This is a genomic window from Bradyrhizobium sp. USDA 4011 (assembly GCF_054063415.1).
Genome location: NZ_JBSSGG010000001.1, coordinates 4598252 through 4623447 on the forward strand (window position 1 = coordinate 4598252; position 25196 = coordinate 4623447).

Annotated in this window: 23 protein-coding genes and 1 pseudogene; 15 read left to right on the forward strand and 9 right to left on the reverse strand. The window is 62.3% G+C overall.

All coding sequences use genetic code 11. The annotated features are described in order from the left end of the window. Nucleotides 1-11: 11 nt before the first annotated feature. A complete protein-coding gene (locus tag ACVW1C_RS21565) occupies nucleotides 12-1826 on the forward strand; it encodes a PHA/PHB synthase family protein (protein ID WP_456760128.1) in 1815 nt (604 codons plus the stop codon). Between the two features lie 133 nt (nucleotides 1827-1959). Then, nucleotides 1960-2130, forward strand: coding sequence for a hypothetical protein (locus ACVW1C_RS21570; protein WP_456760129.1), 171 nt, complete (start codon nucleotides 1960-1962; stop codon nucleotides 2128-2130). Nucleotides 2131-2362: 232 nt separating this feature from the next. On the opposite strand, the gene ACVW1C_RS21575 is transcribed toward ACVW1C_RS21570, so the two are convergent. The 3 genes from ACVW1C_RS21575 to ACVW1C_RS21585 are packed head-to-tail and all read right to left on the reverse strand — an operon-like array spanning nucleotide 2363 to nucleotide 5242. Beyond that, the gene (locus tag ACVW1C_RS21575; protein WP_456760130.1) at nucleotides 2363-2611 is read right to left on the reverse strand and encodes a hypothetical protein; all 249 of its coding nucleotides are present in this window, start codon (nucleotides 2609-2611) and stop codon (nucleotides 2363-2365) included. A gap of 37 nt (nucleotides 2612-2648) precedes the next feature. After that, nucleotides 2649-4262 (reverse strand): bifunctional aminoglycoside phosphotransferase/ATP-binding protein, encoded by a 1614-nt coding sequence (locus tag ACVW1C_RS21580; RefSeq protein WP_456760131.1) that lies wholly within the window; start codon nucleotides 4260-4262, stop codon nucleotides 2649-2651. Further along, the gene (locus ACVW1C_RS21585; RefSeq protein ID WP_456760132.1) at nucleotides 4259-5242 is read right to left on the reverse strand and encodes a zinc-dependent alcohol dehydrogenase family protein; all 984 of its coding nucleotides are present in this window, start codon (nucleotides 5240-5242) and stop codon (nucleotides 4259-4261) included. Before ACVW1C_RS21585 ends, ACVW1C_RS21580 begins: the two co-directional genes overlap by 4 nt. A gap of 132 nt (nucleotides 5243-5374) precedes the next feature. On the opposite strand from ACVW1C_RS21585, the gene ACVW1C_RS21590 reads away from it, so the two are divergent. The 3 genes from ACVW1C_RS21590 (at nucleotide 5375) to ACVW1C_RS21600 (ending at nucleotide 9152) form a co-directional block, all read left to right on the forward strand. Further along, complete coding sequence (locus ACVW1C_RS21590; RefSeq protein ID WP_456760133.1) at nucleotides 5375-5848, forward strand: Hsp20/alpha crystallin family protein; 474 nt, start codon at nucleotides 5375-5377, stop codon at nucleotides 5846-5848. Nucleotides 5849-5922: 74 nt separating this feature from the next. Continuing rightward, complete coding sequence (locus ACVW1C_RS21595; protein ID WP_456760134.1) at nucleotides 5923-6399, forward strand: CBS domain-containing protein; 477 nt, start codon at nucleotides 5923-5925, stop codon at nucleotides 6397-6399. Continuing rightward, nucleotides 6381-9152 (forward strand): bifunctional acetate--CoA ligase family protein/GNAT family N-acetyltransferase, encoded by a 2772-nt coding sequence (locus tag ACVW1C_RS21600; protein ID WP_456760135.1) that lies wholly within the window; start codon nucleotides 6381-6383, stop codon nucleotides 9150-9152. Before ACVW1C_RS21595 ends, ACVW1C_RS21600 begins: the two co-directional genes overlap by 19 nt. On the opposite strand, the gene ACVW1C_RS21605 is transcribed toward ACVW1C_RS21600, so the two are convergent. Then, nucleotides 9122-9532, reverse strand: coding sequence for a hypothetical protein (locus ACVW1C_RS21605; protein WP_456760136.1), 411 nt, complete (start codon nucleotides 9530-9532; stop codon nucleotides 9122-9124). The genes ACVW1C_RS21600 and ACVW1C_RS21605 overlap by 31 nt on opposite strands. A gap of 179 nt (nucleotides 9533-9711) precedes the next feature. Between ACVW1C_RS21605 and ACVW1C_RS21610 the strand changes: the two genes are divergently transcribed. The 3 genes from ACVW1C_RS21610 to ACVW1C_RS21620 are packed head-to-tail and all read left to right on the forward strand — an operon-like array spanning nucleotide 9712 to nucleotide 12690. Then, nucleotides 9712-10824 carry an MlaE family ABC transporter permease gene (locus ACVW1C_RS21610; RefSeq protein WP_456760137.1) on the forward strand — a complete coding sequence of 371 codons (1113 nt, stop codon included), beginning with the start codon at nucleotides 9712-9714 and terminating at the stop codon, nucleotides 10822-10824. A gap of 2 nt (nucleotides 10825-10826) precedes the next feature. Further along, nucleotides 10827-11564 (forward strand): ABC transporter ATP-binding protein, encoded by a 738-nt coding sequence (locus ACVW1C_RS21615; protein ID WP_456760138.1) that lies wholly within the window; start codon nucleotides 10827-10829, stop codon nucleotides 11562-11564. A gap of 16 nt (nucleotides 11565-11580) precedes the next feature. After that, nucleotides 11581-12690: an ABC-type transport auxiliary lipoprotein family protein gene (locus ACVW1C_RS21620; protein WP_456760139.1), complete on the forward strand. Its 1110-nt coding sequence runs from the start codon at nucleotides 11581-11583 to the stop codon at nucleotides 12688-12690. A 90-nt stretch (nucleotides 12691-12780) separates the two neighbouring features. Here the strand turns inward: ACVW1C_RS21620 and ACVW1C_RS21625 are convergent. Both ACVW1C_RS21625 and ACVW1C_RS21630 read right to left on the reverse strand, forming a co-directional pair. Further along, nucleotides 12781-13974: pseudogene (locus ACVW1C_RS21625) on the reverse strand (acetate/propionate family kinase). Between the two features lie 9 nt (nucleotides 13975-13983). Continuing rightward, nucleotides 13984-16395, reverse strand: a complete 2412-nt coding sequence (locus ACVW1C_RS21630) for a phosphoketolase family protein (RefSeq protein WP_456760140.1) — start codon at nucleotides 16393-16395, stop codon at nucleotides 13984-13986. Nucleotides 16396-17254: 859 nt separating this feature from the next. Between ACVW1C_RS21630 and ACVW1C_RS21635 the strand changes: the two genes are divergently transcribed. The 3 genes from ACVW1C_RS21635 to ACVW1C_RS21645 all read left to right on the forward strand — a co-directional run bounded on the left by ACVW1C_RS21635 (nucleotide 17255) and on the right by ACVW1C_RS21645 (nucleotide 19747). Beyond that, complete coding sequence (locus ACVW1C_RS21635) at nucleotides 17255-17551, forward strand: hypothetical protein (RefSeq protein WP_456760141.1); 297 nt, start codon at nucleotides 17255-17257, stop codon at nucleotides 17549-17551. A 244-nt stretch (nucleotides 17552-17795) separates the two neighbouring features. Beyond that, a complete protein-coding gene (locus ACVW1C_RS21640; protein ID WP_456760142.1) occupies nucleotides 17796-18011 on the forward strand; it encodes a hypothetical protein in 216 nt (71 codons plus the stop codon). A gap of 47 nt (nucleotides 18012-18058) precedes the next feature. Then, complete coding sequence (locus ACVW1C_RS21645; protein WP_456760143.1) at nucleotides 18059-19747, forward strand: cache domain-containing protein; 1689 nt, start codon at nucleotides 18059-18061, stop codon at nucleotides 19745-19747. Between the two features lie 2 nt (nucleotides 19748-19749). Here ACVW1C_RS21645 and fixJ read toward each other — a convergent pair whose 3' ends face one another. The 3 genes from fixJ to ACVW1C_RS21660 all read right to left on the reverse strand — a co-directional run bounded on the left by fixJ (nucleotide 19750) and on the right by ACVW1C_RS21660 (nucleotide 22473). Further along, nucleotides 19750-20358, reverse strand: a complete 609-nt coding sequence (gene fixJ / locus ACVW1C_RS21650; protein WP_456760144.1) for a response regulator FixJ — start codon at nucleotides 20356-20358, stop codon at nucleotides 19750-19752. Continuing rightward, a complete protein-coding gene (locus ACVW1C_RS21655) occupies nucleotides 20355-21785 on the reverse strand; it encodes a PAS domain S-box protein (protein ID WP_456760145.1) in 1431 nt (476 codons plus the stop codon). Before ACVW1C_RS21655 ends, fixJ begins: the two co-directional genes overlap by 4 nt. Before the next feature lie 331 nt (nucleotides 21786-22116). Next, nucleotides 22117-22473, reverse strand: a complete 357-nt coding sequence (locus ACVW1C_RS21660) for a hypothetical protein (protein ID WP_456760146.1) — start codon at nucleotides 22471-22473, stop codon at nucleotides 22117-22119. 696 nt (nucleotides 22474-23169) lie between these two features. Between ACVW1C_RS21660 and ACVW1C_RS21665 the strand changes: the two genes are divergently transcribed. The 4 genes from ACVW1C_RS21665 to ACVW1C_RS21680 all read left to right on the forward strand — a co-directional run bounded on the left by ACVW1C_RS21665 (nucleotide 23170) and on the right by ACVW1C_RS21680 (nucleotide 25187). Next, on the forward strand, nucleotides 23170-23919 hold the full coding sequence (locus tag ACVW1C_RS21665) for a CBS domain-containing protein (RefSeq protein ID WP_456760147.1): 750 nt from the start codon (nucleotides 23170-23172) through the stop codon (nucleotides 23917-23919). Then, on the forward strand, nucleotides 23916-24125 hold the full coding sequence (locus ACVW1C_RS21670) for a hypothetical protein (RefSeq protein WP_456760148.1): 210 nt from the start codon (nucleotides 23916-23918) through the stop codon (nucleotides 24123-24125). The genes ACVW1C_RS21665 and ACVW1C_RS21670 overlap by 4 nt, the downstream gene beginning before the upstream one ends. 223 nt (nucleotides 24126-24348) lie before the next feature. After that, on the forward strand, nucleotides 24349-24576 hold the full coding sequence (locus ACVW1C_RS21675) for a hypothetical protein (RefSeq protein ID WP_106320070.1): 228 nt from the start codon (nucleotides 24349-24351) through the stop codon (nucleotides 24574-24576). Between the two features lie 113 nt (nucleotides 24577-24689). Further along, nucleotides 24690-25187, forward strand: a complete 498-nt coding sequence (locus ACVW1C_RS21680) for a hypothetical protein (protein WP_456760149.1) — start codon at nucleotides 24690-24692, stop codon at nucleotides 25185-25187. The last annotated feature ends 9 nt before the right edge of the window (nucleotides 25188-25196 follow it).

The following is a 25196-nucleotide window of genomic DNA, read 5'->3' on the forward strand; positions in this document are numbered from 1 at the left end:
GAAGGTGAGCGATGACAGTCCAAGCAGTTCTCGACCAGACCACATCCCCGGCCAACGACGATGTGGCGGCTGCCAGAAAGCCAGCCTCCGTGGTCCCTGAAAGTGAAGGATCGACGGCGGCCGAATCGATCGACCAGTTGGCTCACGCGGCAATGGCGCGATGGACTGGGGGCATCTCGCCGGCGAGCCTTGCGCTCGCGTTTGCCGATTGGCAGCTCCACCTCGCGGCGTCGCCCGGAAAACGGCTTGAGCTTGCACTGAAAGCTCTTGGTGACGGCTCACGCTTCGCGCGAATGGTGTCGACGCCGCATGCGGCCTGGCAGCCCTGGTTCATGGTCAAGCCTCAGCCGGGCGACAATAGGTTTTCCGGCCAGGATTGGTCGCTGCCGGCCTTCAATATCATGGCCCAGGCTTTCCTGCTGGGCGAACAGTGGTGGCATTCGGCGGCCAGCGACCTGCGTGGCGTCTCGAAGGCAAATGCAGCAATTGTCGATTTCACCGTCCGCCAATGTCTCGATGTCGTGGCGCCGTCCAACTTCGCGTTCAGCAACCCCGAGGTGCTGCGGCGGGCGATGGATTCAGGTGGTGGCAACTTCGTGTCGGGCTGGCATAACTGGCTGGAAGATTGCAGGGACCTGTTGAGCGCCAGTCCGTCCGGACCCGTCCCATTTGTGGTCGGCAAGGATGTTGCCGCGACCAAGGGCAAGGTTGTCTACCGGAATGAGCTGATCGAGCTCATCCAATACGCACCCGAGACGGCCGACGTTTGCCCCGAACCGGTACTTATCGTGCCGGCGTGGATCATGAAGTATTACATCCTAGATCTCTCGCCGCAGAATTCGCTCGTGCGCTTCCTGGTTCAACGCGGCTTTACGGTGTTCATGATCTCATGGCGCAACCCCGGGCCAGCCGATCGCGAACTTGGTCTCGATCACTATCGCAAGCTTGGGATCGACGCCGCGATCGACGTGATCAATCAGCTTGCTCCCGAACGTCCAATCCATGCGGCCGGCTACTGCCTTGGCGGAACGCTACTCGCAATTGCGGCTGCTCGGCTGCAGAAGGAGCGGCCCGGCTGCCTGCGCTCGGTGACGCTCTTGGCAGCTCAGGTCGATTTCACCGATGCTGGCGAGCTGACGCTCTTCATCAACGAAAGCCAGGTTGCGTTCCTGGAGGATATGATGCGGCAGCGCGGCGTGCTCGAGACGGCGCAGATGGCCGGTGCGTTCCAGTTGCTGCGGTCGAACGACATGATCTGGTCGCGCCTGGTACGAGATTATCTCATGGGAGAGCGCGCCGCACCGAGTGACCTGATGTCATGGAATGCGGATGCGACTCGCATGCCCTACCGGATGCATTCGGATTATCTGCGCAAGCTGTTTCTCAACAACGACCTTGCCGAGGGCCACTATTTGGCGGACGGGCAGCCGGTGGCCCTCTCCGACCTTCGCGCCCCCATGTTCGTGGTCGGCACCGTTCGTGATCACGTCGCGCCCTGGCGGTCGGTTCACAAGATTCACCTGTTGGCCGATGCCGATATCACCTTCGTGCTGGCGAGCGGCGGTCACAACGCCGGCATCGTTGCTTCGCCCTCGGAGGAGGGGCGCAGTTATCAGTTGTTGGAGAAGAAGGCGGATCAACCTTATGTCGGCCCCGACGAGTGGCTGCGGAAGGCGGTGAATCGCGACGGATCCTGGTGGCTGGAGTGGGTTCGTTTCCTCACGGCGCATTCCGGTGCATGGGTGCCGGCGCAGTCGGCGCTTTGCGCGCCCGAGGGTAGATTGCCGCTCGACGATGCGCCCGGACAGTACGTCCTGCAGCATTGATCCGGCCGGCTGTCGCCGAGGAGACGGGCTTGATCTGCCGCAAAGCTTCGCTGGTGTCTGGTCCCTATGGTAGCAGCGCCGCCCGCAGGGTTGAGGGTCTGGTTCAATGCCCCGCCGTCTGCAGGAGTGAGCCGTGAATCTCATCGTTCGAATTCTCTTGATACTCGCGGGGTTCGTCGCAGCGCTGTTTGTCGCGCGCGATACACTCAATTTCGACATCATGCAGATGTTCGTCGTCGTTCTACTCGTAACCGGACTTCTGATGGTCGGTGCGCTCTGGAGTGTGTGGCGGCGCCAGGCGTGACCGTCCATCATCCGCGTGAGTGGCGGTGTCGCTCCAGCATGGCGGCTCGGTTCGCTGCGATCCTGGGAAGCACCGGATCGGCTCACGTCGACGAGGCTTGAACGTCAGCTTCGAGCGCAGCCGCCGATCGCCAGCCTGTGGATGATCTTTCATGCGAATGCATCGAGGGCCGGCCCCTGCAAGGTCGGCCCTCGATGCATGGCGGACGTCAAGGCTGGTTAGGCGACCCCTTCTAGCGCTCGACGGTGGCGTCCCGACCGGTGAAGGCTATCAGCAGCAACGACAACGCAGACGCCGCTGCCACAAAGGCTGCGGTCCAAGCTACCGCCGATACGACAAAGGCCGCGTCAAATCGCCAAGCCAGAAGCGGCTCGGTCGAGGCTAGCGGCATCGCGTCGGGGAAGAACCAATTGTAGAATAGAACAAGCGCCGCCGTAGCGATTGCGCTTCCGGCAAAAAGAACACCCAATGCGCGTTTCATAGCATCCTCCTGTTCTCGTAAAAGGATGCTGACAGACTTAGTCGGCTCGACCAATTCCGGATATTCCCTTAGGGGGCCTTCCGCGCGTTGGAGGGGCACGGTTCGTTTTGAAACAGGACATGCTGCGGTGGAGTGTCGTGGCCGGCGAACCGGAGGCGTCCACGATTTCCCAATCGACCTCGCCGGTATCAATCTTCGCTTGGGCGTTGACAACGTGGACCGTCGCATCGGAGGCGTCGTGTCGCCGCAATGCGACACGTTGCAGCCGCAGGGTGTCATCGGCAGTCAGAAATATCCCGCTGAATTCGACCTTGGCACGGCGCGCAACTGCTTTTGCGGCGTCGCGTTCGGCTTGCTGCAGGAATGCGGCGTCGAGAATAACTGAGATTCCTTGCGCCAAGGCGTGCCCGGCACGATCGAGCATGGTCTGGTAGACGCGGTCGGATGCTTCGGGAGTATAGGTCTCCGGCGGCAACGTGGCGTGCTCGGCGACCTGGTTGAGCTGCTTGCGAATGACATCCGATCGCAGAACCAGGGCGCCCGGGGACGGCGTGATCAGATGCGCCATGTCGCGTGCCAGCACGCTCTTGCCGGTACCGGACTTCCCACCAATTGCAAGCAGGCGGGATGGCCCGGGTTCAATGAGCCGGTGCGCAAGCTGGAAATACCGTTCTGCGTGAGCGGTGATCGTTTGGTCGCTTTGGTATTGTCGCCGCTTGGTGAACAGCACGTTGGCGCGTATTCCAGCGCGCATCGACAGAAACAGCGGTAGCAAGGACAGCGCGTTCGATTGTGCATCCCAGGTGGCTTGCGCATAGTTGTTGAACAGTCTGTTGGCCGTCGGCTCCTGCCCAAAGTACAGCAGGTCCATCACGGGGAATGCGAGGTCATAGAGGACGTCGGTCGTCGCGATATTGGGGTCAAACTCGATCGCATCGAACAGAACGGGCTGGCCGTCGAGCAGGACGATGTTGCCGAGATGTGCATCGCCGTGACAGTGCCGGACCTGCCCAGCGGCGGCGCGGCGGCGCAGCAGTTCGAGGTTGCGCGCGAGGGCCTGATGACTCCGTTCGTGCAATCTATCGATTTCCTGCCGGGAGAGAACTGGCTCGGCGCAAAACTGCTCCGTATTGCGATCGATGATGACCGGGAGCGAGGCAAGCCATGGGGTCCCTTCGCGTCTGGTTGCGGTCCGATGGGATTCGAGCAGGATGGCGGCCAGTCCCTCGCCGAGTTCCGGCCGGATTGCATTTTGCTCGGCAAGACGATCGAGCGTCTTGTTTTCGTCGAAGCGAGCCATTTCGACGGCCCATTCGACAACCGGTCCGTTCCCTCCGATCGCAAGACCATCGCGCCCGCGCGTGATCGGAACCACCCTGTGATAGATGGCGGGGGCGTTGCGCTTGTTGATGGCGATCTCATCCTCGCAGGCGCGCCGCCGCTTCTCCAGTGTCGAGAAGTCGAGATATGGCAGCTTGATAGCTCGCTTGATCTTCAGAACACGCGAAGGTTCGAGAAAGACGATCGAACAATGGGTGTCGATCCGCCTTACCGGCACGGTCGGCTGGCCAGACCCGGCCAGGAACGACAATACAGCGGCTTGGCCAGTTTCGCCTGTGGCCGCGCCGGGTGTTGATGTCGGCGTCGTCATGGTTTCAAAACGGCTGCGCCGACGAGCTTGCCGTCCCGCAAGCGCGCCAGTGCTTCATTCGCCTGATCCAACGGAAAGACGGTGACGTGCGTCCGGATTCCAGCTTTTGCCGCCGTCTTGAGAAAGTCGACGCCATCTTGTCGCGTCAGGTTGGCAACGGAAACGATCTGCCGTTCACCCCAAAGGATGTCGTAGGGAAAGCTCGGAATATCCGACATGTGAATGCCGGCACAGACCACACGTCCGCCTTTGCGCAGCGCGCGCAGCGCGAGCGGGACAAGCGGCCCGGTCGGGGCGTAGATGATTGCGGCATCAAGTTCGGCCGGCGGCCGATCTCCCGAAGCGCCGGCCCAGCATGCGCCGAGCGACAAAGCCAGGTGTTGGGCCTCGGTGTCGCCCGCACGGGTGAAAGCGTACACATCCCGCCCTTGCCAACGCGCCACTTGCGCGACGATATGTCCCGCCGCGCCAAAACCGTAGATGCCGAGCTTGCGGCCGTCGCCAGCCATCACCAGGGAGCGCCAGCCGATCAGGCCGGCGCAGAGCAGCGGTGCAAGTTCCGCGTCCTCGCCGTCTTCGCCGAGCGGAAAGCAATAGCGCGCGTCTGCCACCAGGTGGGTGGCAAAGCCGCCGTCCCGCGTATAGCCGGTGAACAGGGGGGCGTCGCAGAGGTTTTCCTTGCCTTCCCGGCAGTAGGGACAATGCCCGCAGGTCGATCCAAGCCAGGGAACGCCGACGCGGGTGCCAAGATGCGCATGGTCTACGCCGTCGCCGGTCGCATCGATACGGCCAACCACCTCATGGCCGGGAACGATCGGATAGGCGATGTCGGGCAGCTCTCCGTCGACGACATGCAGGTCAGTGCGGCAAACGCCACAGGCGCCGACCTTGACGCGGACCTCGCCCGGTCCCGGAAGTGGGTCGGGCCGCTCCGCATATTGCAGCCGCGCGCTTCGCGCGGGCAGGATCATGGCGTGCATGACGGGACTCGCTTCGGTCTGTGCCCCTCCTTTGATCACATCACATTGGCCCGGTTTTGATCCCGGTCAACAGCCGCGTGGCTGCTCCTGATTAACGTTGACACGTAAGCGACACTCAAACAGGAGGTATTGATGGTCAACGACATGATCCCCGTTCGAACCGAGCGCGCCTTGGCGCGGCGGGAGAACAACCCCTTCACATTTCTGCAGCAGGAAATCGATCGGCTGTTCGATGGATTCGGCCGCAATTTTCCGACATTCGCCGCGTCGCAGGCGATGATGCCGCGAATGGACGTCAGCGAGACCGACAAGACCGTCGAGATCTCCGCCGAGCTGCCTGGCCTCGAGACCAAGGACGTTCAGCTCAATCTCGCCGACAACACGCTCACGATCCGGGGTGAGAAGAAGAGCGAGCGCGAGGAGAAGGACAAGGACTATCACCTGATCGAGCGCAGCTTCGGCGCGTTCTCGCGGTCCGTTGCATTGCCCGAGGGCGTCAAGGCGGAAGACGTCAGCGCCGAAATCGCCAAGGGCGTGCTCAAGGTCACCGTCAAGAAGCCGGCTCCCAAGCAAAGCAGGCAGATCGAGATCAAGACGGCAGCGTAGCCGCCCTGCCGGGTGCGTCGCCCGTCGGCGAGCGACGCGCCCACGAAATAGCCATCCATCCAAGGGGATTAGCCATGTACGAGTTTCTTCAGGAAACCGTCGCGAGCAACATGACGAGGTCGGTACGAAGCGTCGCTCCCGAAATGACGGTCAGCGACTTGTACCGGTTGTTCGCAAAAGACGACTATGACGCCTATCCCGTGCTCCGCGACGATGTCGTGGTCGGCTTCGTCACGAAGCTCGACGCCCTGAAGGTGTTCGCCTGTCCGACAGATCACATCTTGCCACGTTACGACGATCGGATGGGAACGACGGTCGATGAGATCATGTCGTCCGACGTGATCGCGGTGGAGCCGGACATGAATTTGCAGCGTGTTCTGCAGATGATGGTCGCACATCGGCTTAAGAGCCTGCCCGTGATTGACAAGTATCACCACCTGGTCGGGATCATTGCTCGCGAGGATGTCATGCGGGCTCTGGCGCGCTGCACGAAACGGCAGGCGCCTCCGCTCGTTCCCTGCGAGACCGTCCGATGTCTACGTTTGGTCTAGAACGGGTTCTTTCGCCTCGAACGGTCGCACTTGTCGGCGGCAGTTCGCGTCCATCTTCGCTCGGCTTGGCGGTGCTCATGAACCTCAAGGCGTGCGGCTTTTCCGGCCGCATCGCCGTGGTCAATCCGAATTACACTGCGATCGATGGCGAGGTTACATTCCCGGATCTCAAGTCACTTCCATTCGTTCCGGACCTCCTCGCAATCACGGCGCCCGCGACAGCGATTCCCGGAATCATCTCGGACGCTGCTGCGGTCGGTGTCGCCGGTGCGGTGATCCTGTCGTCCGGTCTCGGACATGGCGTCGGCTCGTTTGCCGAGACGGTCGCCCGGACGGCGCGCATGCAGGGTATGCGCCTGATCGGGCCGAACTGTCTCGGCGTCATGGTGCCGCGCGCAAAGCTCAATGCGAGCTTTGCCGCACATCGGCCCGCCGACGGGCGTCTTGCGCTGATCTCGCAGTCCGGGGCGATTGCTGCAGCGATGATCGAATGGGCGGCAGAGCGGCGGCTCGGCTTCTCCGGTATCGTATCGATCGGAGACCAGCTCGACGTCGATGTCGCTGATTTGCTCGACTATTTCGCGCAGGACGATCATACCAACGCGATCGTGCTCTACCTCGAGGCCGTCAAGGACGCGCGCAAATTCATGTCGGCCGCGCGCGCCGCGGCGCGGCTCAAGCCACTGATTGTCGTGAAAGCGGGCCGAGTGGCCCAGGGCGCCAAGGCCGCCGCTACCCATACCGGCGCGCTGGCCGGTTCGGACGCGGTCTATGATGCGGCGTTCCGCCGGGCCGGCATGCTGCGCGTGTACGACCTTCGGGAATTGTTCGACTGCGCCGAGTTGCTTGGCCGCGGCTTCGTTCCGCGCGGCAACCGGCTGTCGATCCTGACCAATGGCGGCGGGCTGGGCATCCTCGCGATCGACCGGCTCGTTGAGCTCGGGGGTGTTCCAGCGAGCCTGTCGACTGAGACGATCGCGGCGCTCGATCGGGTTCTGCCGCAAGGCTGGTCTCGCGCGAACCCCGTCGACATCTCCGGCGATGCCGATGCTGCCCGCTACGTATCTGCGCTCGGCGTGCTGCTGGAGGACGTCAACAGCGACGCCGTGCTGGTCATGAACGTGGAAACCGCGGTCGCGCCGACCGAAGGAATCGCCGAAGCGGTGGCACAATGTGTTCGCGACCGTCGGGCCAAAAAGAGCGACGTTGCCGTGCTGGTGCTTGCATCGTGGGATGGTGCCGACGAGCGCACGGCGGCAACCTTCGAAGCGGCCCGCGTCCCGCATTTCCCCACCGAAGATGACGCAGTGCGCGCGTTCATGTACTTGGTGAGATATCGCGAGGCCTCCACCGCGCTGGCTGCAACTCCGCCCAGTATCGCCTCGACGTTTACGCCGAAAACGGCGGCGGCAAGGAGCGTGATAGCGAAGACGCTGTCCGAAGGGCGGGAATGGCTCGACCCGGCCGAGATCGTCGCCCTGTTTGAGGCTTACGATATTCCGATCGTTCCTACCGTCGCCGCCTGTGGTGCCGACGATGCCGCAGACAAGGCGGCGCCGTTTCTGGCCCAGGGACTTGCGGTTGCGGTCAAGGTGTTCTCCCGCGACATCAGCCACAAGTCGGATGTCGGCGGCGTCATCCTCGGCTTGCGGACGCGCGAACGTGTCGCCGAGGCAGCGAGGGCAGTGTTGTCGCGCGCCCGGAACGCGCGTCCGGATGCCGTCCTGCAAGGCGTGACGATCCAGCCGATGATCGAGCGACGGGCGGCACGCGAGTTGCTCCTCGGCATTGCCGACGATCCGACCTTCGGTCCCGTCGTCGTGTTTGGCCGCGGTGGCACCGCGGTCGAGGTGATGAACGACAAGGCGCTGGCGCTGCCACCGCTCGACATGAACCTGGCGCGCGACCTGGTGAGCCGGACACAGGTCTCGCGGCTCCTGGCTGCCTATCGCGATGTGCCCGCGGTCCCGGCCGAGGTCGTGCCCCTCACCCTCGTCAAACTGGCGCAGATGGCGGCCGATATTCCGGAAGTCGCAGAGCTCGATATCAATCCGCTGCTGGCGGATGAAACCGGCGTGCTCGCGCTCGATGCGCGGGTGGCGGTCCGCAAGCCGGCGCGGCTGTTTGCAGGTCGGACGCGGCTCGCGGTGCGGCCTTACCCGTCGCAATGGGAAGGAGAGCTTGCCCTGAGGGACGGCTCGCGCGTCGTGATAAGACCGTTGCGGCCGGAAGATGAGCCCATGGTCGAGAGCTTCTTCAGGCGTGTAACGGCCGAGGATCTCAGGCTTCGCTTCTTCCAGGCAATGAAGAATTTTTCGCATGCGTTCATTGCCCGGCTGACCCAGCTCGACTATGCGCGTGCGATGGTCTTTGCGGCGCTGGATCCGAGCACCGGTGCTATGGTGGGAGCGGTCCAGCTTCATTCGGACTCGCTCTACGAGAATGCCGAATACGCTATCCTGCTGCAATCCGACCTCAAGGGCAGAGGATTTGGGTGGGCGCTGATGCAGCTTCTGATTCAGTATGCAAGGTCGGAAGGGCTGAAGCGGCTGTCAGGTGAAGTGCTGGCCGAGAACACCACCATGCTGAACATGTGCCATGAACTCGGATTCACCGCCGTGACGGCGCCGACCGACCACCGGATCGTCAATGTCGTCCTCGACCTCTCCGTTTCGGCAGTCGATGCCTTGGGCGCCGACATCCTGATCCGGCGCAGTCGCGATCAAAGCGGTGTGACGGAGACGACCCGGTAGGGGTGCATGCCGTCCGCCTCATGAACGGAGACGTATTCGCCGAGCCGAAAGCGCTCGTTGCCGAAATGATATCCGGCTTCATCGGCTGTCGAACCGGCCACGTCGTAATGGAAGCGCCAGCTGCCGCCCGGACCATGAACGAGGTGACCGAGCTGATCGTCTTCCGTGGGGCGCTGACGCACGACGCGGCAAGCCTCGCGATGGGTTTTCCAGGTCTCGACATCGATCCGTGATGCCGTGTCGAGCGGGGCGACGATGATATAGCCGATCGCGGGCGCGCCCTCGGGGTGATCATGCTCGCGCGCGCGCTCAAGCCGAACCTGCCTGAACGAGTGCGGCAACGCAGTGTTTTGCAGAGGCGTGAAGGCGGCGCGATTCATCAGAAATCTCCCTGAACATGCCCGAGCTGTCGGGCAATTTGCTCAATTCTAGAGCCGCGGCGCGCCAAGCCGTTGATTTGGGTCAAGCGCATGTCTGGGGCACGGTGAAGTCGATTGCGCTGCGTCAAACACAACCCTCTCCAGCAGCCTAAGGTAAGCTGCAAATTGGAGTGAGAATCTTGCTCAACGCCCCGGCCCTGACAGCGAATGCGGACGATCCGCGCGTGCTTACCGCATGTGGGGCCTGGAACGTTGCCAACGTCGAAGCGCTGGAGCGGCTGTGTACGAACGCCGCGCGCACCGATATCGGCTCGATCGATGTACGTCGTGTCACCGCGCTCGACACCGTCGGGGCCTGGCTTCTTGAAAAGCTTGCCCGCGGTGGCGCTGCCAGAGCAGCCCTCACAGGTGCCGACGGTCCATATGGCGACCTGCTGGAAGAGGTACGAGGACTGAACCGTTCCGGCCCCGCCGAACGCAGATCAGTCAACCCCGTGCTGCAGAGACTCGATCAGCTAGGCCGCGGCAGCAGGCGGTTGGCGTCCGATTCGGCGGCATTCTTGCATATGCTCGGCGCCTTCAGCGTGGCGCTGCTCGGCATTCTCAGGCATCCGCGATCGTTCCGGTTGACGTCGACCGTCTATCAGCTCGGCCGGGTGGGCTGGCAAGCGGTGCCGATCATGGTGCTGATCACGTTCCTGATCGGCGCCATCATTGCTCAGCAGGGCATCTTCCATTTCCGCCGTTTTGGCGCGGAATCCTATGTCGTCGACATGGTGGGCATCCTCGTGCTGCGCGAGATTGGCGTGCTGATCGTGGCCATCATGGTGGCCGGGCGCTCGGGCAGCGCCTATACGGCCGAGATCGGTGCGATGAAGATGCGTGAGGAGATCGATGCGCTCAGCACCATGGGGCTCGATCCTGTCGCAGTCCTGATTCTGCCGCGGATCCTGGCACTGGTGGTGGCGCTGCCGATTCTCGCCTTTCTCGGCTCGCTCGCGGCGCTCTATGGCGGCGGGCTCGTCGCCTGGCTCTATGGCGGCATGAGTCCGGCGATCTTCATCGCGCGCCTTCACGACGCGGTTTCAGTCACTCATTTCGAGGTCGGTATCATCAAAGCGCCATTCATGGCACTCGTGATCGGGCTTGTCGCGGCGGTGGAGGGATTGAGCGTCAAGGGCAGCGCGGAGTCGTTGGGGCAGCAGACGACGGCGTCGGTCGTGAAATCGATCTTCCTCGTGATCGTGCTCGACGGATTGTTCGCGGTGTTCTTTGCATCGATCGGGATGTAGCCATGGTCAACACGCCAGCGATCCATATCCGCGACCTCGTGGTCGGCTTCGGCGAGAAGATCATTCTCGATCATCTCGATCTCGATGTGAACGACGGTGAAATTCTCGGCCTCGTGGGTGCGTCCGGCGGCGGAAAGTCGGTGCTGATGCGGTCATTGGTCGGTTTGCTTCCGAAGCGGAGCGGGCAGATCGATTTCGCAGGCGACAGCGATGACGAACGCCGCTGGGGCGTGCTGTTCCAGCAGGGGGCGCTGTTCTCGGCCTTGACGGCTCGCCAGAACATCCAGTTTCCGCTGCGCGAGCGCGCCCGGCTGTCGCCAGGGCTGCTGGACGAAATTGCGGACGCCAAGCTCGAAATGGTCGGCCTGACGCGCGAAGACGGGGACAAGTATCCGTCCGAGCTCTCGGGCGGCATGACCAAGCGGGTTGCGCTCGCGCGGGCACTGGCGCTCGACCCCTCGCTCTTGTTTCTCGATGAGCCAACGTCCGGGCTCGATCCCATCGCTGCGGGCGAATTCGATACCCTGATCCGGACGCTACATCGGACGTTGCGTTTCACTGTGTTCATGGTGACGCACGACTTGAACAGCCTGCAAGCCATCTGCGACCGCGTCGCCGCCCTTGCCGACGGCAGGATCGCAGCAATCGGGCGGCTGTCATCGGTGCTCAAGTCCGATCACCCCTGGGTCCAGGCTTACTTTCACGGAGCTCGGGCGCAAAAGCTTGGTCTCGGCAATTAGGCAGAGAGAGACACATATGGAAATCCGCGCGCCCTACATTGTCATTGGTGCATTCGTATTGTCGGCCATCGTCGCCGTGTTCGGCTTCGTCTACTGGCTGAACAATTTCGGTGGAATTGGAAAGCGGGAGACATATCAGCTCGTCTTTACTGACCCCGTGCCTGGTCTCCTCGTCGGGGCGGGCGTTCTCTTCAACGGTATCCGCGTCGGCGAGGTCACGGCCCTTGAACTGGTTCCGGAGCGCCCGCGCGAGGTTCGCGCCAGAATCGCAGTCGCCGAGCGCACGCCGGTGCATACCGACACGCGCGTCGGCCTCGACTTCCAGGGATTGACTGGTGTCCCGGTGATCGCGCTGGAAGGCGGTGATGATCCCCAGGCGCCGCCGGCGCGAGAACCGCTGGTGGCCGAAAAGGGGGCCGGGCGGAGCATGACGCAGGCCGCCCGCGATGCGCTACGCCGGGTCGACGCCGTGCTGTCCGACAACGCCGCGCCGCTGCACAGCACGATCGACAATCTCAGCACGTTCGCTGAAGGGCTCGCGCGCAACACGCCGAAGCTCGATGGAATTGTGGCCGGACTCGAACGCATGACCGGCGGCGGTGCGCCCGCGCCGCGCAAGGTGGCGTATGACCTTCACGCGGTGGACAGCTTCGGCGCGCAACGCCATGCGAATCTGCCCGAGCAGCTGGTCATGGCGGAGCCGACCGCGATCGCCCGCCTCCAGACCCAGCGCTTCTTGTTCATGCCGGATGAGGAAATTCAGGGATTCGAAGGTGCGCAGTGGAGCGATAGTCTCCCCGTGCTGGTGCAGGCGCGGTTGCTGCAGAGCTTCGAGAACTACGACGTCGAGCATGCGCCACTGCGCGCCGACAGCGGCGTAGAAGGTGCGCCGCGTCTGCTGATCGACCTGCGCCGGTTCGAAATCGTGCAGGGACCGCAACCGCGCGCGACGATCTCCTTGTCCGCGAAGATCGTGGATCGAAATGGTCAGGTAAAGGCTGCAAAGCTTCTCGAGGGATCCGAAGGAATTAGCGCGCTGATGCCGTCCGAGGCGGCCGCCGCCTTCGATAAGGCGTTCGGCACCCTCGCGAGGGAGCTCGTGATGTGGGTTGCGGCGACGGACTGAACCAGATCGTTGCAGCGTCTCACAACGAACGTCCTGGATCAGGCTTGCTCGGCGGCTGCCGCCGAGCCAAGGTCGTCGCGACCTAGCGACCTAGCGACCTGTGACCAGCAGGCTGCGGCAGTGCCGCGCAATACTGACTTCCTCATTGGTCGGAATGACCAGTACGTCGACCGGGCTGCCCTTCGCGGCGATACGCTGTGCGCCCTGAGCATTTGCGGCTGCATCGATGCTGACCCCGAGCCAGGAGAGACGATCGCAGATGCGCTGACGGATTTCCGGGGCGTGCTCGCCGATGCCGCCGGTGAACACCAGGCCATCGAGGCCGGCGAGGGTATTTGCCATCAAGGCGACTTCTGCGGCGACACGAAATGTGAAGAGATCGACGGCTTCGCGAGCCGCAGGATCATGGCTCGCCAGCAGGGCGCGCATGTCGGCTGACACCCCGGAGACGCCGAGCAGACCCGAACGTTCATACAGCAGGTGCTGCACGTCATCGACCGACATTTTCTCTTCCTGCATGAGATAAAGCAGCACGCCGGGGTCGATCGTTCCACAGCGTGTCCCCATCACGAGACCGTCGAGTGGGGTCAATCCCATCGTGGTGTCGACGTGGTGTCGACGCTGTCGCCCTTTCGCAAGGCACAGAGGCTCGCGCCATTGCCGAGGTGTGCCACGACGACGCGCTTGTCGGCCCATTGCGGCGCGATCGCGGCGAGCCGGCTGGCGACGTATTCGAAGGAAAGGCCGTGGAAACCGTAGCGGCGGATGCCGCGCTGCTCAAACTGCTGCGGGATGGCAAAGCGGCTCACCGGCGGCGCCAGACCGTGATGGAAGGCCGTGTCGAAGCAGGCGATCTGCGTCAGCTCCGGCTGCAGTGACCGCACGGCCCGGACCGGCGCAAGGCAGCGCGGCTGGTGCAGCGGCGCCAGCGGCGTCAACGCCTCCAGCGCATCGAGAGTCTGCCCTGCGATGACGACCGGCCCGTAGAACTCACGGCCGCCATGGACGATGCGATGGCCGACGGCGGCGATTCTGCCGCCGTCGAGATAGTCCTCGATCCAGGCAAAGATATCGCCGAACAGGCCGTTGTCTTCCAACGTGCCGCTCGCGCGGCGCTTCTCGAACAGCGGCCTGCCCGACATCGCTCACCACGATGCGCGGGACCTTCTCCTGCTCGTCAAGCAGCCCCTTGCATTGCAGCTCTGGCTCGGACGGCGCGATGTCGAACAGGCCGAACTTGATGCTGGACGAGCCGGCGTTAAGCACCAGGACGCTGTCGGACATGAGTGTGCCTCAGTCAACGGATTTGTGACCTGTCGCGCCGTAGGGCCAGACCCAGTCACGGATTTGAGGCATGTCCTCGCCATGCTCGCGCACGTAGCGCGTATGCTCGATCAGGGCGTCACGGAACTGCTGCTTGACGTGGGCGGCCGCGATGTCGAGCCCCGGCACGCGTTCGATTGCTTCGATGGCGAGATGGAAGCGGTCGAGGCCGTTCAACACCACCATGTCGAACGGCGTCGTGGTGGTGCCTTCCTCCGCAAAGCCCCGCACGTGCATTCCATCATGATTGGTGCGGCTGTAGGTCAGGCGATGGATCAGGTAGGGATAGCCGTGATAGGCGAAGATGACGGGCTTGTCGCGGGTGAACAGGCTGTCGAAGTCGCGGTCGGACAGGCCGTGCGGATGCTGCTCCGTCGGCTGCAGCGTCATCAGGTCGACCACGTTGACGACGCGGATCTTCAACTGCGGCAGCGCCTTGCGGAGCAGATCGACGGCGGCGAGCGTCTCCAGCGTCGGAACGTCGCCCGCGCAGGCCATCACCACGTCCGGCTCGGCGTTGACTGTTTCGGTGCCGGCCCATTTCCAGATGCCGATGCCCGCCTCGCAATGGGTGATCGCATCGCGCATCGAGAGCCATTGCGGCGCGGGTTGTTTGCCGGCGACAATCACATTGATGCGGTCATAGGTGCGCAGGCAGTGGTCCGCGACCCAGAGCAGGGTGTTCGCATCAGGCGGGAAGTAGACGCGGACGATGTCGGCCTTCTTGTTGGTGACGAGATCGACGAAGCCGGGATCCTGATGACTGAATCCATTGTGGTCCTGACGCCAGACATGCGAGGTGAGGAGATAGTTCAACGACGCGATCGGCCGCCGCCAGGGCAGCGCGCGCGAGACCTTCAGCCATTTGGCATGCTGGTTGAACATTGAATCCACGATGTGGATGAAGGCCTCATAGCAGGAGAAGAAGCCGTGGCGGCCGGTAAGCAGGTAGCCCTCGAGCCAGCCCTGGCAGAGATGCTCGCTTAGGACCTCCATCACTCGCCCGTCATGAGCCAGATGGACGTCATAGGGCTCGATGCCCTCCATCCAGACCCGGTCGGTGGCCTCGAAGACCGCGTCGAGCCGGTTGGATGCGGTTTCGTCCGGACCCATGATGCGGAAATTGCGGGCCTCCGCATTCAGCTCTACGACCTCGCGCAAGAATTTGCCGAGTTCTCGCGTGGCTTCGGCGACGGCGTCACCCGGAGCGGTGACCTCGACCGCATGCGCATGGAAATCCGGCAGCTTCAATTCCCGCTTCAGGAGGCCCCCGTTGGCGTGCGGGTTCGCCCCCATCCGACGGTCGCCTGCGGGCGCAAGGGCTTGCAATTCAGGTACGAGCCGGCCGTTCGAATCGAACAGCTTGTCGGGCTCGTAGGTGCTCATCCAATGTTCGAGCAGTTTCAGATGCTCGGGGTTGCCGCGCGGGTTGGCGATCGGAACCTGATGTGCACGCCAGAAGCCTTCGACCTTCAGCCCGTCGACTTCCTTCGGTCCGGTCCAGCCCTTCGGGCTGCGCAGCACGATCATCGGCCATCGCGGTCGCTTAAGGCCGCCGGTCTGCTGGCGTGCGGCTTGCTGGATCGAGCGGATGCCGGCGAGCGCGGTGTCGAGCGTGTCGGCCATCAACCGATGCATGGCATGCGGATCTTCGCCTTCGACGAACAGCGGCTCGTAGCCGTAGCCGATGAAGAGGCTACGGACTTCCTCATCATCCATCCGCCCAAGCACGGTGGGATTGGCAATTTTGTAGCCATTGAGGTGCAGGATTGGCAGCACTGCGCCGTCATGTACCGGGTTCAAGAACTTGTTGGAATGCCAGGACGCCGCGAGCGGACCGGTCTCCGCCTCGCCGTCGCCGACGACGCAAACGGCAACCAAATCGGGGTTGTCGAACACTGCGCCATACGCGTGAACCAGTGCATAGCCGAGCTCGCCGCCTTCGTGGATCGAGCCGGGCGTCTCCGGCGCCGCGTGGCTTGGAATGCCGCCGGGGAAGGAGAACTGGCGGAACAGCTTGCGCAAGCCGTCCGCATCGCGCGTCACCTCCGGATAGATTTCGGTGTAGGTGCCTTCGAGATAGGTGTTCGCAACCATGCCGGGACCACCATGACCGGGACCGCAAATATAGATGACGTTGAGGTCGGAAGCGCGGATTGCGCGATTGAGATGGGCATAGATGAAATTGAGCCCGGGCGTGGTACCCCAATGCCCGAGCAGGCGCGGCTTGATATGCTCTGGCTTCAGCGGCTCTTTCAGGAGGGGATTCGCAAGCAGATAGATCTGCCCAACGGAGAGGTAATTGGCGGCTCGCCAATAACGGTCGAGCAGTTCAAGATCATCCATGCGTGCTTGCTCGTTTGGACGGGTCGCAGATTGCATGTCGCTCTCCCGGGATTCGAAGATGACCTCGGACGCCGCTATCGGTTCCACGTTAGAGGGCGAATATGACGGGAATGGCTTGAGCCAACTCAAAGACGCATGCCAATTCGGGCCCCAACGGCCGCATTCCTTGAACGTCCGCCCACACGGGACGTTCAAGGAACGGAAAGTCGATGTCGGAAACGGAACCGGACCCCCGCGAGGTCAGTTTAGCTCGCGCTCCAGGAGTTCCGGTGAGTTTTGCTTCGTGAGCATGCCTGCGCTGGCGCGGCGCTCCGCTGTCGTGGACAACATCCGTCACCTGCCTTTGCTCTGTCGTCAGCCCACGCGGCAGGACAAAAAGATGCCCGGCAAAAGCGAGCCGGGCATTAACACGGGAGTATGGGGTACTCATTCTTAATGTAAGCATGCGGCGGCCCGCGGCGATTTGAGCCAGCGCAAGGAATCGCAGATTGCTCCTCACCTCAAATGGAGAGCGGATGGTTCTTGCTCCAGGTCGTTTGGCACCATTCCATATGTCCTCAGCACGGTGGTTCTCATCTCCGGATGGCCGGTACGGACGATAGCTGCGGCACCAGCGTGGCCGAATGTCTTCCATAAGTGCTTGGCATGCTCTATCGCCGCTGCAGGGCTGGCGCACTTGGCCTGCTGGCCCGGAACGAGCCCGCCATCGGTCCGGTCGTACGGCAGGGCAATGAAATGCGTGATCCCGTCCATTGATGCCCCTTTCTCGTTCGGTCGACGTCACCCGGCAAAGCCTTATGGCGACAGCATCTTGATCTGCCTCAGCTCATTTCGTTTGATCCGGATCAAGGCGGAATAGGCGCATCTCGTTTGCTGTTGATGGTCGAAAGGGAGCTTGCTTGCCATTGAGCTTCCTCCTCTCGAAGATGGGCTGGCCAGGGTGATGGGAAACCTCGTGCACTTTCCGGAATCGCGTCGGGCGAACCACGGAGAGGTGGCGTCGAGAGCGGACGTTCGCCATTCCTTCCGTCAAGTGTTGTTGATGCTCGAACTGCAACTGCTCCAGATCAGCGGCTTGGTCGCCGTGTGTCCGGCCGGAGAGGCCAGAACGAAGCTGCAGCAGCAGCACGACCAACTACTCGGTCGCCTTGCGGTCACGCGACAGCATGCGCGAGCGCTGATCGGCGATTGATGTCGGTCCACATTGCGGGCGGCACCATTCGCCGAGGCGCAACATTTCATCGGATTGACGACAGATCGTCCTGGCCGTCGCCATGCGAAAAATGAGCCCTGCTGCAGAATTCCGATAGGGGATTTTACGTGAGTTAAATCTCGCGGCCCAATAGTCCGCACCGGCCCAGGCGGCCGATATTGACTTGCCCATGCCCAGGTCAGATCGGGCAACCCGTTTGCGGTAGATCGGTTGGTGAAGAGCGATGAATTTCAGGATCTCTCTGGCGCAGCGCATCTACGCAATTGTCGGGCTGAGCTTTTGTGGGTTGACCGGGCTGGCGGCTATCCAGACAAGCAATCTGGCAGATGCTTTGCGCGGGCAGCGGCAGAGCGAGTTGAAGCACCTTACCCAATTGGCTCTTGGCATTGCGCAGGAGGAGCATGACGCCGCAATGCAGCAGCCAGAATCGGCGCGCTGAGATTTGGCAACAGGGATTATTTCTGAATCAACGATCTCGGTCCCGCGATGATCAAGCATCCGATCAAGCCGGAGCTCGACGGCAAGGATTTGCGTGACATCAGGGATCCAACCGGCAAGCAGCTCTTTGTCGAATTTGCCGAGATCGTGAAGCGAAACGGCGAGGGGTTTGTCGACTATCAATGGCCAAAGCCGGGACTGGATACGCCGCAACCGAAGCTATCGTTTGTCGCGGGCTTTCAACCGTGGAACTGGGTCATCGGGACAGGCGTGTATGTGGACGATCTCCAGGCGCAGGTCTGGGAGCGGGTACGAAGCATCATCATTGTTGCAGCTGCGATCGTGATGTCCGTCGGGCTGATAACACTACTGCTTGCGCGACGGATATCGGGGGCTCTGGTGACAATGACCAGTGCTCTCAACCGCTTGAGCGGCGGTGATTTCGACATGAAGCTCCCGGGGCTCGAGCGGTCCGACGAACTGGGCGACATGGCCCGCTCAATCGAACAGTTCAGGGTCAGAGCTGCCGAGAAGGTGCGTGACGAGGTCAGGCAAGACGAGGAGAGGCGGCGCGCTACCGAGGAAGCCAGGGCATCGGCGTTGCAGCAAATGGCGGCGAACGTCGAAAATGCCACCAAGGTCGCTGTCGGCGAAGTTGCCTCCGGCACGGATCGCATGGCAAGAAACGCGTCCATGATGAGGGATACGGCGCTGACGCTGGAGAGAAACAGCAGTAGCGTTGCGGCCGCTGCCGAGGAGGCGCTCGCCAACGCCCAGACGGTCGCAAGAGCATCCTCCCAGCTGGCTACTTCGATATCGCAGATCGTCGATCAAGTGGGAGCGTCGCGTTCGTTGACACTGGAGGCTGTGACGGCATCGACACAGGCCCAGGCGACAATCGTCAAGCTGTCGGAGGCTGCTTCGAAGGTTGGAACTGTGACGAGCCTGATCAGCGAAATTGCCGCCCAGACAAACCTCCTGGCATTGAACGCGACGATCGAAGCCGCCCGGGCCGGAACTGCTGGTCGCGGTTTCGCAGTCGTTGCGGTCGAGGTGAAGTCGCTGGCCGAACAGACCGCGAGAGCAACAAACGAGATTGCGCATCAGATCACCGAGATCCAGGAGGCGACACATGCCTCGGTTGCGTCCATGGGCACCATTGGTGAGGTCATTCGCAGCGTCGTATCAGCCGCGATCTCCGCCGCGGTCGAGGAGCAAAACGTCGTCACGGCCGATATCTCGCGGACGGTCGAAGAGACCTCGCACGCTGCCCGCGAGGTGGCGTCTCAAATCGCCTCGGTGTCTGCCGAAGCGGTTGAAACCGGCAGACGGGCGTCGGAGATGCACGACGGATCAACGGCAATTGCCGAGAAAGTGGCCGAACTGCGCACGACGCTTATCCGTGTCATTCGTACGTCGACCACCGATGTTGATCGTCGGCGCTCGTCACGCGTTGCGCTTCGACGATCCGGTACCTTGGTTTGGCGCAGCGAGACGAAGGATATCAAGGTCCGCGACGTGTCGATGGAGGCGGTATCGATCGAGTGCGCATTGCCGGACGCAGCGACAGGCGAGCCCGTCGAACTGGCGATTGATGGGCTCTCGTTCCGACTTGGCGGTGTCGTCGCGCGTATGGATCCCGGCGCGGTATTGATTAACCTGAATCTGTCGGCGGAAACCGAGCAAAAGTTGGCTGCGGTACTCTCGAGCGAGTGCGCGCATTCGGCAGCAGCTTAAGGCTAGAGCCCGGCAGCGATCGCGATCCGCATCAGCTCGGACATGCTGCGCGCATTGGTCTTGGCCATCAGGTTCGCTCGGTAAACCTCGACCGTACGCGGGCTGATGCCAAGGTCATGGGCAATCACCTTGTTGATCTTGCCCGCCACGAGCCCTCGCAAGACATCACGTTCGCGCGGCGAGAGGTCCACCAGACGAGCTTCAGCGTCGCGCTTGACCGTTTCGTCGGCCGGTACTGCTGACTGTGTTTGCAGGGCCTCGCGGATCGCACGCAACAGCGCTTCGTCCTCGAACGGCTTTTCGATGAAGTCAACCGCGCCAGCCTTCATCGCCTCGACCGCAAGTGCGACGTCACCATGGCCAGTCATCAGAATGACGGGGCATGCCGCTGCGTCAGCCTTGAGTTTGCGGACCAGTTCGAGGCCGCTCATGCCGGGCATGCGTATGTCGCATACGATGCAGTCGACCGTGCTGCTCTTGAGATGATCGAGAAAACTGGTTGCCGTCTCATAAGTCGTTACGGCAAAGCCGTTGACATCGAGCAGGAATGCCAGTGAGTCCCGCATCGCGGGATCGTCGTCGATGACAAGAATTGTACGCCGCGTCGTCATGCTTCTTCTCCGTCCTCCGCGAACGGGAGGATGAACTGAAAAACTGTGCCGCCTCCGGCGTTTGGCATCACCTCGATGCGTCCACCATGGGATTCGATGATGGTCCGGCAGATCGAGAGGCCGACGCCCATGCCATGCTCCTTTGTCGTGATAAAGGGCTGAAACAGGCGTTCGGCGATGTCAGGGCTGATGCCCGGACCGGTATCGGCAATGGTGAACGTCGCTACACCGTTAGTCTTGGTGACGCCGACGGTCAATTCGCGGCGCGGGCTGGAGGCCATCGCCTCGATCGCATTGCGAACCAGGTTGAGCACGACCTGCTGAATCTGGATCTTGTCGACGATGATCGAGGGCATATCCCGGTCGCTGCGGATCGCGAACCTGACTCCCTGCTCCTTGGCGCCGAGCAGCGCTAGTGCGACGGCCTCTTCGAGCAGGCTGGCGGGACTCTCCAGGGAGTGTTGGGTCTCGCCTTTGGCAACGAATTCGCGCAAACGCTTGATGATGTCGCCGGCTCGCAGCGCTTGCTGTGCGGCTCGCTCGAGCGCGTCACGAATTCGCGTCGCGTCCGGTGTCTCCGGCGTCAGCAGCCGGCTCGCGCCGCGCATATAGTTGGTAATGGCGGATAGTGGCTGATTGATCTCATGGGCGATAGAGGACGCCATTTCGCCCATGGCGGTCAGCCGCGACACATGAACCAGCTCGGACTGCAGCTCCTGAAGCCGCCGCTCCTGCGCTCGACGCTCGGTGAGATCGCGGATAAAGCCGGTGAAAAAGCGTTCTCCACCTACCTTGGCTTCGCCGACGGCGAGTTCCATCGGAAAGGTCGAGCCGTCGCTGCGTTCTCCAACCACGATGCGGCCGATGCCGATTATGCGCCGTTCGCCAGTCGTAAGGTAGCGTTCGAGGTACCGATCGTGCTCGCCGCGATATGGCTGGGGCATCAGCTTCGAGACGTTCCTGCCGACGACCTCGTCCGGTCTCCAGCCAAACAGCCGCTCGGCCGCTGCGCTGAAGGAACGAATAATACCGTGGTCGTCGATGACGATCATGGCGTCGGGGACCGTGTCGAGGATCGACTGTAGGTGGGCCTGGCGATTTCGCGCCTGATCGCTTTCCCTCAAGAGCCGGTCGCCCATGAAGCCGAGGATCGGGCCGAGGATCGCAAAGCAAGCGATATCCATCAGATTCGCAGGTTCAGTAACCAGGCTTGTCCCGAGGAATTTGACGCTGATGACGAGGCAGAGCAGGGTGGTGACGATTGCTGGGCCGCGACCTCCGGCGAAAGCGGCAAACAGCACGGCGGGCACATAGATGATCGTGAAGGTCCGGTCTTCGAAATAACTATCAAGCCCCGCGCGCACCGCGAATACGAGCGCGGCCGCTGCCACGGCAGTGCCATAGCGGTACCAGATGCGATCGGACATATTTCCCCGGCGAAGCCCTCAGTTGAATCGATACTACAACGTTCGGACGGCCGAAGCCACCGGCCGCTCGGCACGAGCCGGCCACGGCGGCGGGGGACAGGTCTATCTGACCCAGGCACGCCAATGCGTCGGCTGCACCATGATGCGTTCGGCGGTCTCCGCCTTTGCCCAACCGCCCGGGATGCGGCGGCATGGAAAGACGAGCTTGTGAATGGCGTTGCCCTCGATCACGGCGAGTTCGAGATCTCGACCGAAGGGGGCCGTCGCGACCCCCTCCCATATCGCGCTGACGCCTGCCTCAGGGCGTTCGGGAGCGTCGCGTGCTGGCACGTCAGGCAGCCTTCTGAGCGGCCTCGTCGACACTGCGGGTCTTTCGTGCGAGCAGGTTCAGCTCGATCGTGCCCAGCGAACGTGCGGTCTCGATCGCGTACGTCGCGTCGTTCGCCCCGCGCGCGGTGACGCCTTTGGCCCAGTCCTGCAGAGCAGTGATCTTCTCGGCCACCGAGGCGGTGGAATTGAACCTGCGGAAAAGCTCCCAGGCTTCGTTCGATTCGATCTGGATCTGCTCGAACCAGTGCTGGTTTGCCTCGATCAGTTTTTCCGAGAATTCCGACTGGACCGCCATTGCCCGCTTCGCGTAGCTCTGGATGGCGTCGGAGACGGGACGGGCTTCGCTATGGTCTGTCATGTCCAACATCCTTCGTTGAGGGAAGTACTGTTTCTCATGCCGGCCGCGCCTGCGCGTTGACGCGCGTCAACTTGATGGTGGCTTCCGGCCCGCGCTGGTTGTCGCGACCAGGCTAGCTGCGCTTGGGACTGACGACGGCACCGGTACGCAGATTGATGAAGTGGACGCTGTCGCAGGCAGCGCAGGTGATCGAGTGCAGCTCGCCAGCCAGCGGCTCGGATGCGTCGGCGGGTAGCAAGCCTTGAACCCGATCGCCGGTATTTGGACACGAGAAGATGATAGGGCGCCAAGCCCTTATGTCTGCCATTTGCACGATCCTGACGGATGAGCATCCTTAGCGGCGGCGCGGCGCTCCGGTTTGATGCAGGTCAAAATTCCGCCCGGGTGGTCGGATCGGGGCGGCGGCCTAGAACGGTCGGCGCCGACGGAGCCGGTGGGTGCCTGACCTGGCGGGCTGCCTTAGCGGCCGCCTTGGCGGCAGGCGCATCCAGGCGAACGTCACAACGACAATCGCCAGCACTCCCATCGAGGCAAGCAGGTTCTGCAACATGAATGTGATCTCCTGACAGGGCGTCAGCATCGTCGATCATCGGTCGCGTCGCCTTGATTTCCGTCAAGCGCAGGCGTTGAGGGAGATCAAAGCAGATGAGCCGATTGCGTGTGACCTTGGTGGTAGGCGATGGAAGGAGACCAGCAATGCGCGCACATCAGATCATGGCGAGACACGTCATCACTGTCGGAACCGAGGCATCCATTCTCGATGCTGCGAAGCTGATGATGGATCACCATATCAGTGGCCTGCCGGTGGTCGATGCGGCTGGAAGGCTGGTCGGCATCCTCTCGGAGAGCGACTTTTTGCGGCGAAGCGAGATCGGCACACAACGCCGGCGCGGCCGCTGGTTTCAGTTCCTTCTCGGCTCCGGCTATGCAGCCGCGGACTTCGTCCACGAGCGCGGCCGAAAGGTCGGAGAGATCATGTCGTGCGATCCCGTCACCGTGACGGAAGAAACGCCCTTGCCTGATCTGGTCGATCTCATGGAGAAGAAGGGCGTCAAGCGGCTGCCGGTGATGCGCGACGGGCAACTCGTTGGCCTCGTGACCCGCGCGGACCTGCTGCGGGCAGTAGCGTCCATCGCGCACCAGATTCCGGATCCCACGGCGGATGACACCCACATCCACGATCGCATCGTGCGGGCACTCGATGGTGCAAACTGGTGCCCGCTCGGGCTGCAAGTCTCGGTGCGCAACGGCGTGGTGCATCTCCGCGGAGTCATCATGGATGAGCGGGCGAGGCAGGCGGCGATTGTCGCCGCGGAGAATGTCGCCGGCGTCAAGGAAGTGCACGATCACCTGTGCTACGTCGAAACCTATTCCGGCTTCTATATCCAATCCGCGGAGGACGAACGAGCGGCTGCCGCGAAAGCTACGAAGGAGATGGCAGGATGATCGCTCGTCCCGCAATCCTGGTGTTCCCGTTGATCGCAACCGCAGTGGTCAGCGCAGAAGTCGTGGGATTCGCCGTAACGTTACTTGCGATCTGCCTGATCGTCGGCTTCGCGATCGTTGCCTCCGGTTGGACCGTCAACGGCAAGACGATGTCAACAACAGCAGTTCGGCCGTCATCCGCAGACCGGAAATCTCACCGCAAATAGCAGCTCCCGTCCGGCCCTGTTTGCGGATCTCGTGAGCTGCGCGTCACGATACGTGCGCGGCTCATGGACGTTGTGGTCGGGATCGCTGATGGCCCTGCTCGCATTCGCTATCCTCCACAGATACGACATCTGCTCCTGCACGACATTCTTGCGAAAGATCAATACCGGCATCGCGCACTCATGGCAGCGTGAACAATAACCAACCAGCCCATGCGAGGGTGCCATGCCATCATTTGACGTTCGTTTCATCAAGACCGTTTGCGACGACACCGGCCATGAACATCGCGCCTGCCAGGCAGCGTTCAAGGTCGACGCCGCCTCGCTTTCCACGGCTGCACAGTTGGCCGAGGCCGACTTCTGCAGACAGAAGGGTGTCCGAGACTGGACGATCTTTGCCGATTCCATGGAGCTTCGGACACCGCCGGCTTTGCCATCAGCCTGGGGCGGTTGACGATTTTTGGGCGGCGATCGCGGTCGACTGCCGCGGCATCGCGTTTGACCAAGATCAAATCGGAAATCAGCTTCCTTAGCTAAAGGTGGCGAGCCAAAAGGGGGGTATGAGAAATGACCGATCGATCAGCTGGCAATAGCTCGCCGCAGTTCGAGAGTCTCATCGGTCGCTTGCGTGCGTTTCTGTCTCGATGCCGCGAATTCGATCTGATGACCGATCGGGAGGTCGACGAGATCGCGCATGAGCTAAATCTCTCGACGTCGGACCTTCGTGCGCTCGCCCGTGAGCGAGGCTCGCCGGAGTTGCTGAGCAAGCGTCTTGAGCATGCAGGTCTGTCCGAGCAGATGCTCACCTCTTCCTATTGCGATGTGTTGCGTGATCTGCAGCGAGTGTGCGGTCTATGCCGTGAGAAGGCACGTTGTGCCGCGGATCTCGCGCGGGAGCGGCGGGCGAGTCCGGCAAGATATTGTCCGAACGAACTGACCCTGGCCGCGCTGGGCCGCGGCGCCAGCGGCACGCGGCATGGCGCAGGAATTGATGCCGATCAAACGGCTGGCAGCGAGAGTGTGATTTTCATGACCTCATCGCACCCAAAGAAAGCCTCCACATGACAGGTCCAT

Bases quoted from the DNA above. Each gene is read 5' to 3' on its own strand.
- ACVW1C_RS21665 (WP_456760147.1), top strand. From the start codon at position 23,170: ATGCGCGCACATCAGATCATGGCGAGACACGTCATCACTGTCGGAACC.
- ACVW1C_RS21660 (WP_456760146.1), bottom strand. From the start codon at position 22,473: ATGACAGACCATAGCGAAGCCCGTCCCGTCTCCGACGCCATCCAGAGC.
- ACVW1C_RS21645 (WP_456760143.1), top strand. From the start codon at position 18,059: ATGATCAAGCATCCGATCAAGCCGGAGCTCGACGGCAAGGATTTGCGT.
- fixJ (WP_456760144.1), bottom strand. From the start codon at position 20,358: ATGACGACGCGGCGTACAATTCTTGTCATCGACGACGATCCCGCGATG.
- ACVW1C_RS21615 (WP_456760138.1), top strand. From the start codon at position 10,827: ATGGTCAACACGCCAGCGATCCATATCCGCGACCTCGTGGTCGGCTTC.
- ACVW1C_RS21620 (WP_456760139.1), top strand. From the start codon at position 11,581: ATGGAAATCCGCGCGCCCTACATTGTCATTGGTGCATTCGTATTGTCG.
- ACVW1C_RS21680 (WP_456760149.1), top strand. From the start codon at position 24,690: ATGACCGATCGATCAGCTGGCAATAGCTCGCCGCAGTTCGAGAGTCTC.
- ACVW1C_RS21575 (WP_456760130.1), bottom strand. From the start codon at position 2,611: ATGAAACGCGCATTGGGTGTTCTTTTTGCCGGAAGCGCAATCGCTACG.
- ACVW1C_RS21565 (WP_456760128.1), top strand. From the start codon at position 12: ATGACAGTCCAAGCAGTTCTCGACCAGACCACATCCCCGGCCAACGAC.
- ACVW1C_RS21640 (WP_456760142.1), top strand. From the start codon at position 17,796: ATGAATTTCAGGATCTCTCTGGCGCAGCGCATCTACGCAATTGTCGGG.
- ACVW1C_RS21675 (WP_106320070.1), top strand. From the start codon at position 24,349: ATGCCATCATTTGACGTTCGTTTCATCAAGACCGTTTGCGACGACACC.
- ACVW1C_RS21630 (WP_456760140.1), bottom strand. From the start codon at position 16,395: ATGCAATCTGCGACCCGTCCAAACGAGCAAGCACGCATGGATGATCTT.
- ACVW1C_RS21580 (WP_456760131.1), bottom strand. From the start codon at position 4,262: ATGACGACGCCGACATCAACACCCGGCGCGGCCACAGGCGAAACTGGC.
- ACVW1C_RS21595 (WP_456760134.1), top strand. From the start codon at position 5,923: ATGTACGAGTTTCTTCAGGAAACCGTCGCGAGCAACATGACGAGGTCG.
- ACVW1C_RS21670 (WP_456760148.1), top strand. From the start codon at position 23,916: ATGATCGCTCGTCCCGCAATCCTGGTGTTCCCGTTGATCGCAACCGCA.
- ACVW1C_RS21605 (WP_456760136.1), bottom strand. From the start codon at position 9,532: ATGAATCGCGCCGCCTTCACGCCTCTGCAAAACACTGCGTTGCCGCAC.
- ACVW1C_RS21600 (WP_456760135.1), top strand. From the start codon at position 6,381: ATGTCTACGTTTGGTCTAGAACGGGTTCTTTCGCCTCGAACGGTCGCA.
- ACVW1C_RS21585 (WP_456760132.1), bottom strand. From the start codon at position 5,242: ATGCACGCCATGATCCTGCCCGCGCGAAGCGCGCGGCTGCAATATGCG.
- ACVW1C_RS21655 (WP_456760145.1), bottom strand. From the start codon at position 21,785: ATGTCCGATCGCATCTGGTACCGCTATGGCACTGCCGTGGCAGCGGCC.
- ACVW1C_RS21590 (WP_456760133.1), top strand. From the start codon at position 5,375: ATGGTCAACGACATGATCCCCGTTCGAACCGAGCGCGCCTTGGCGCGG.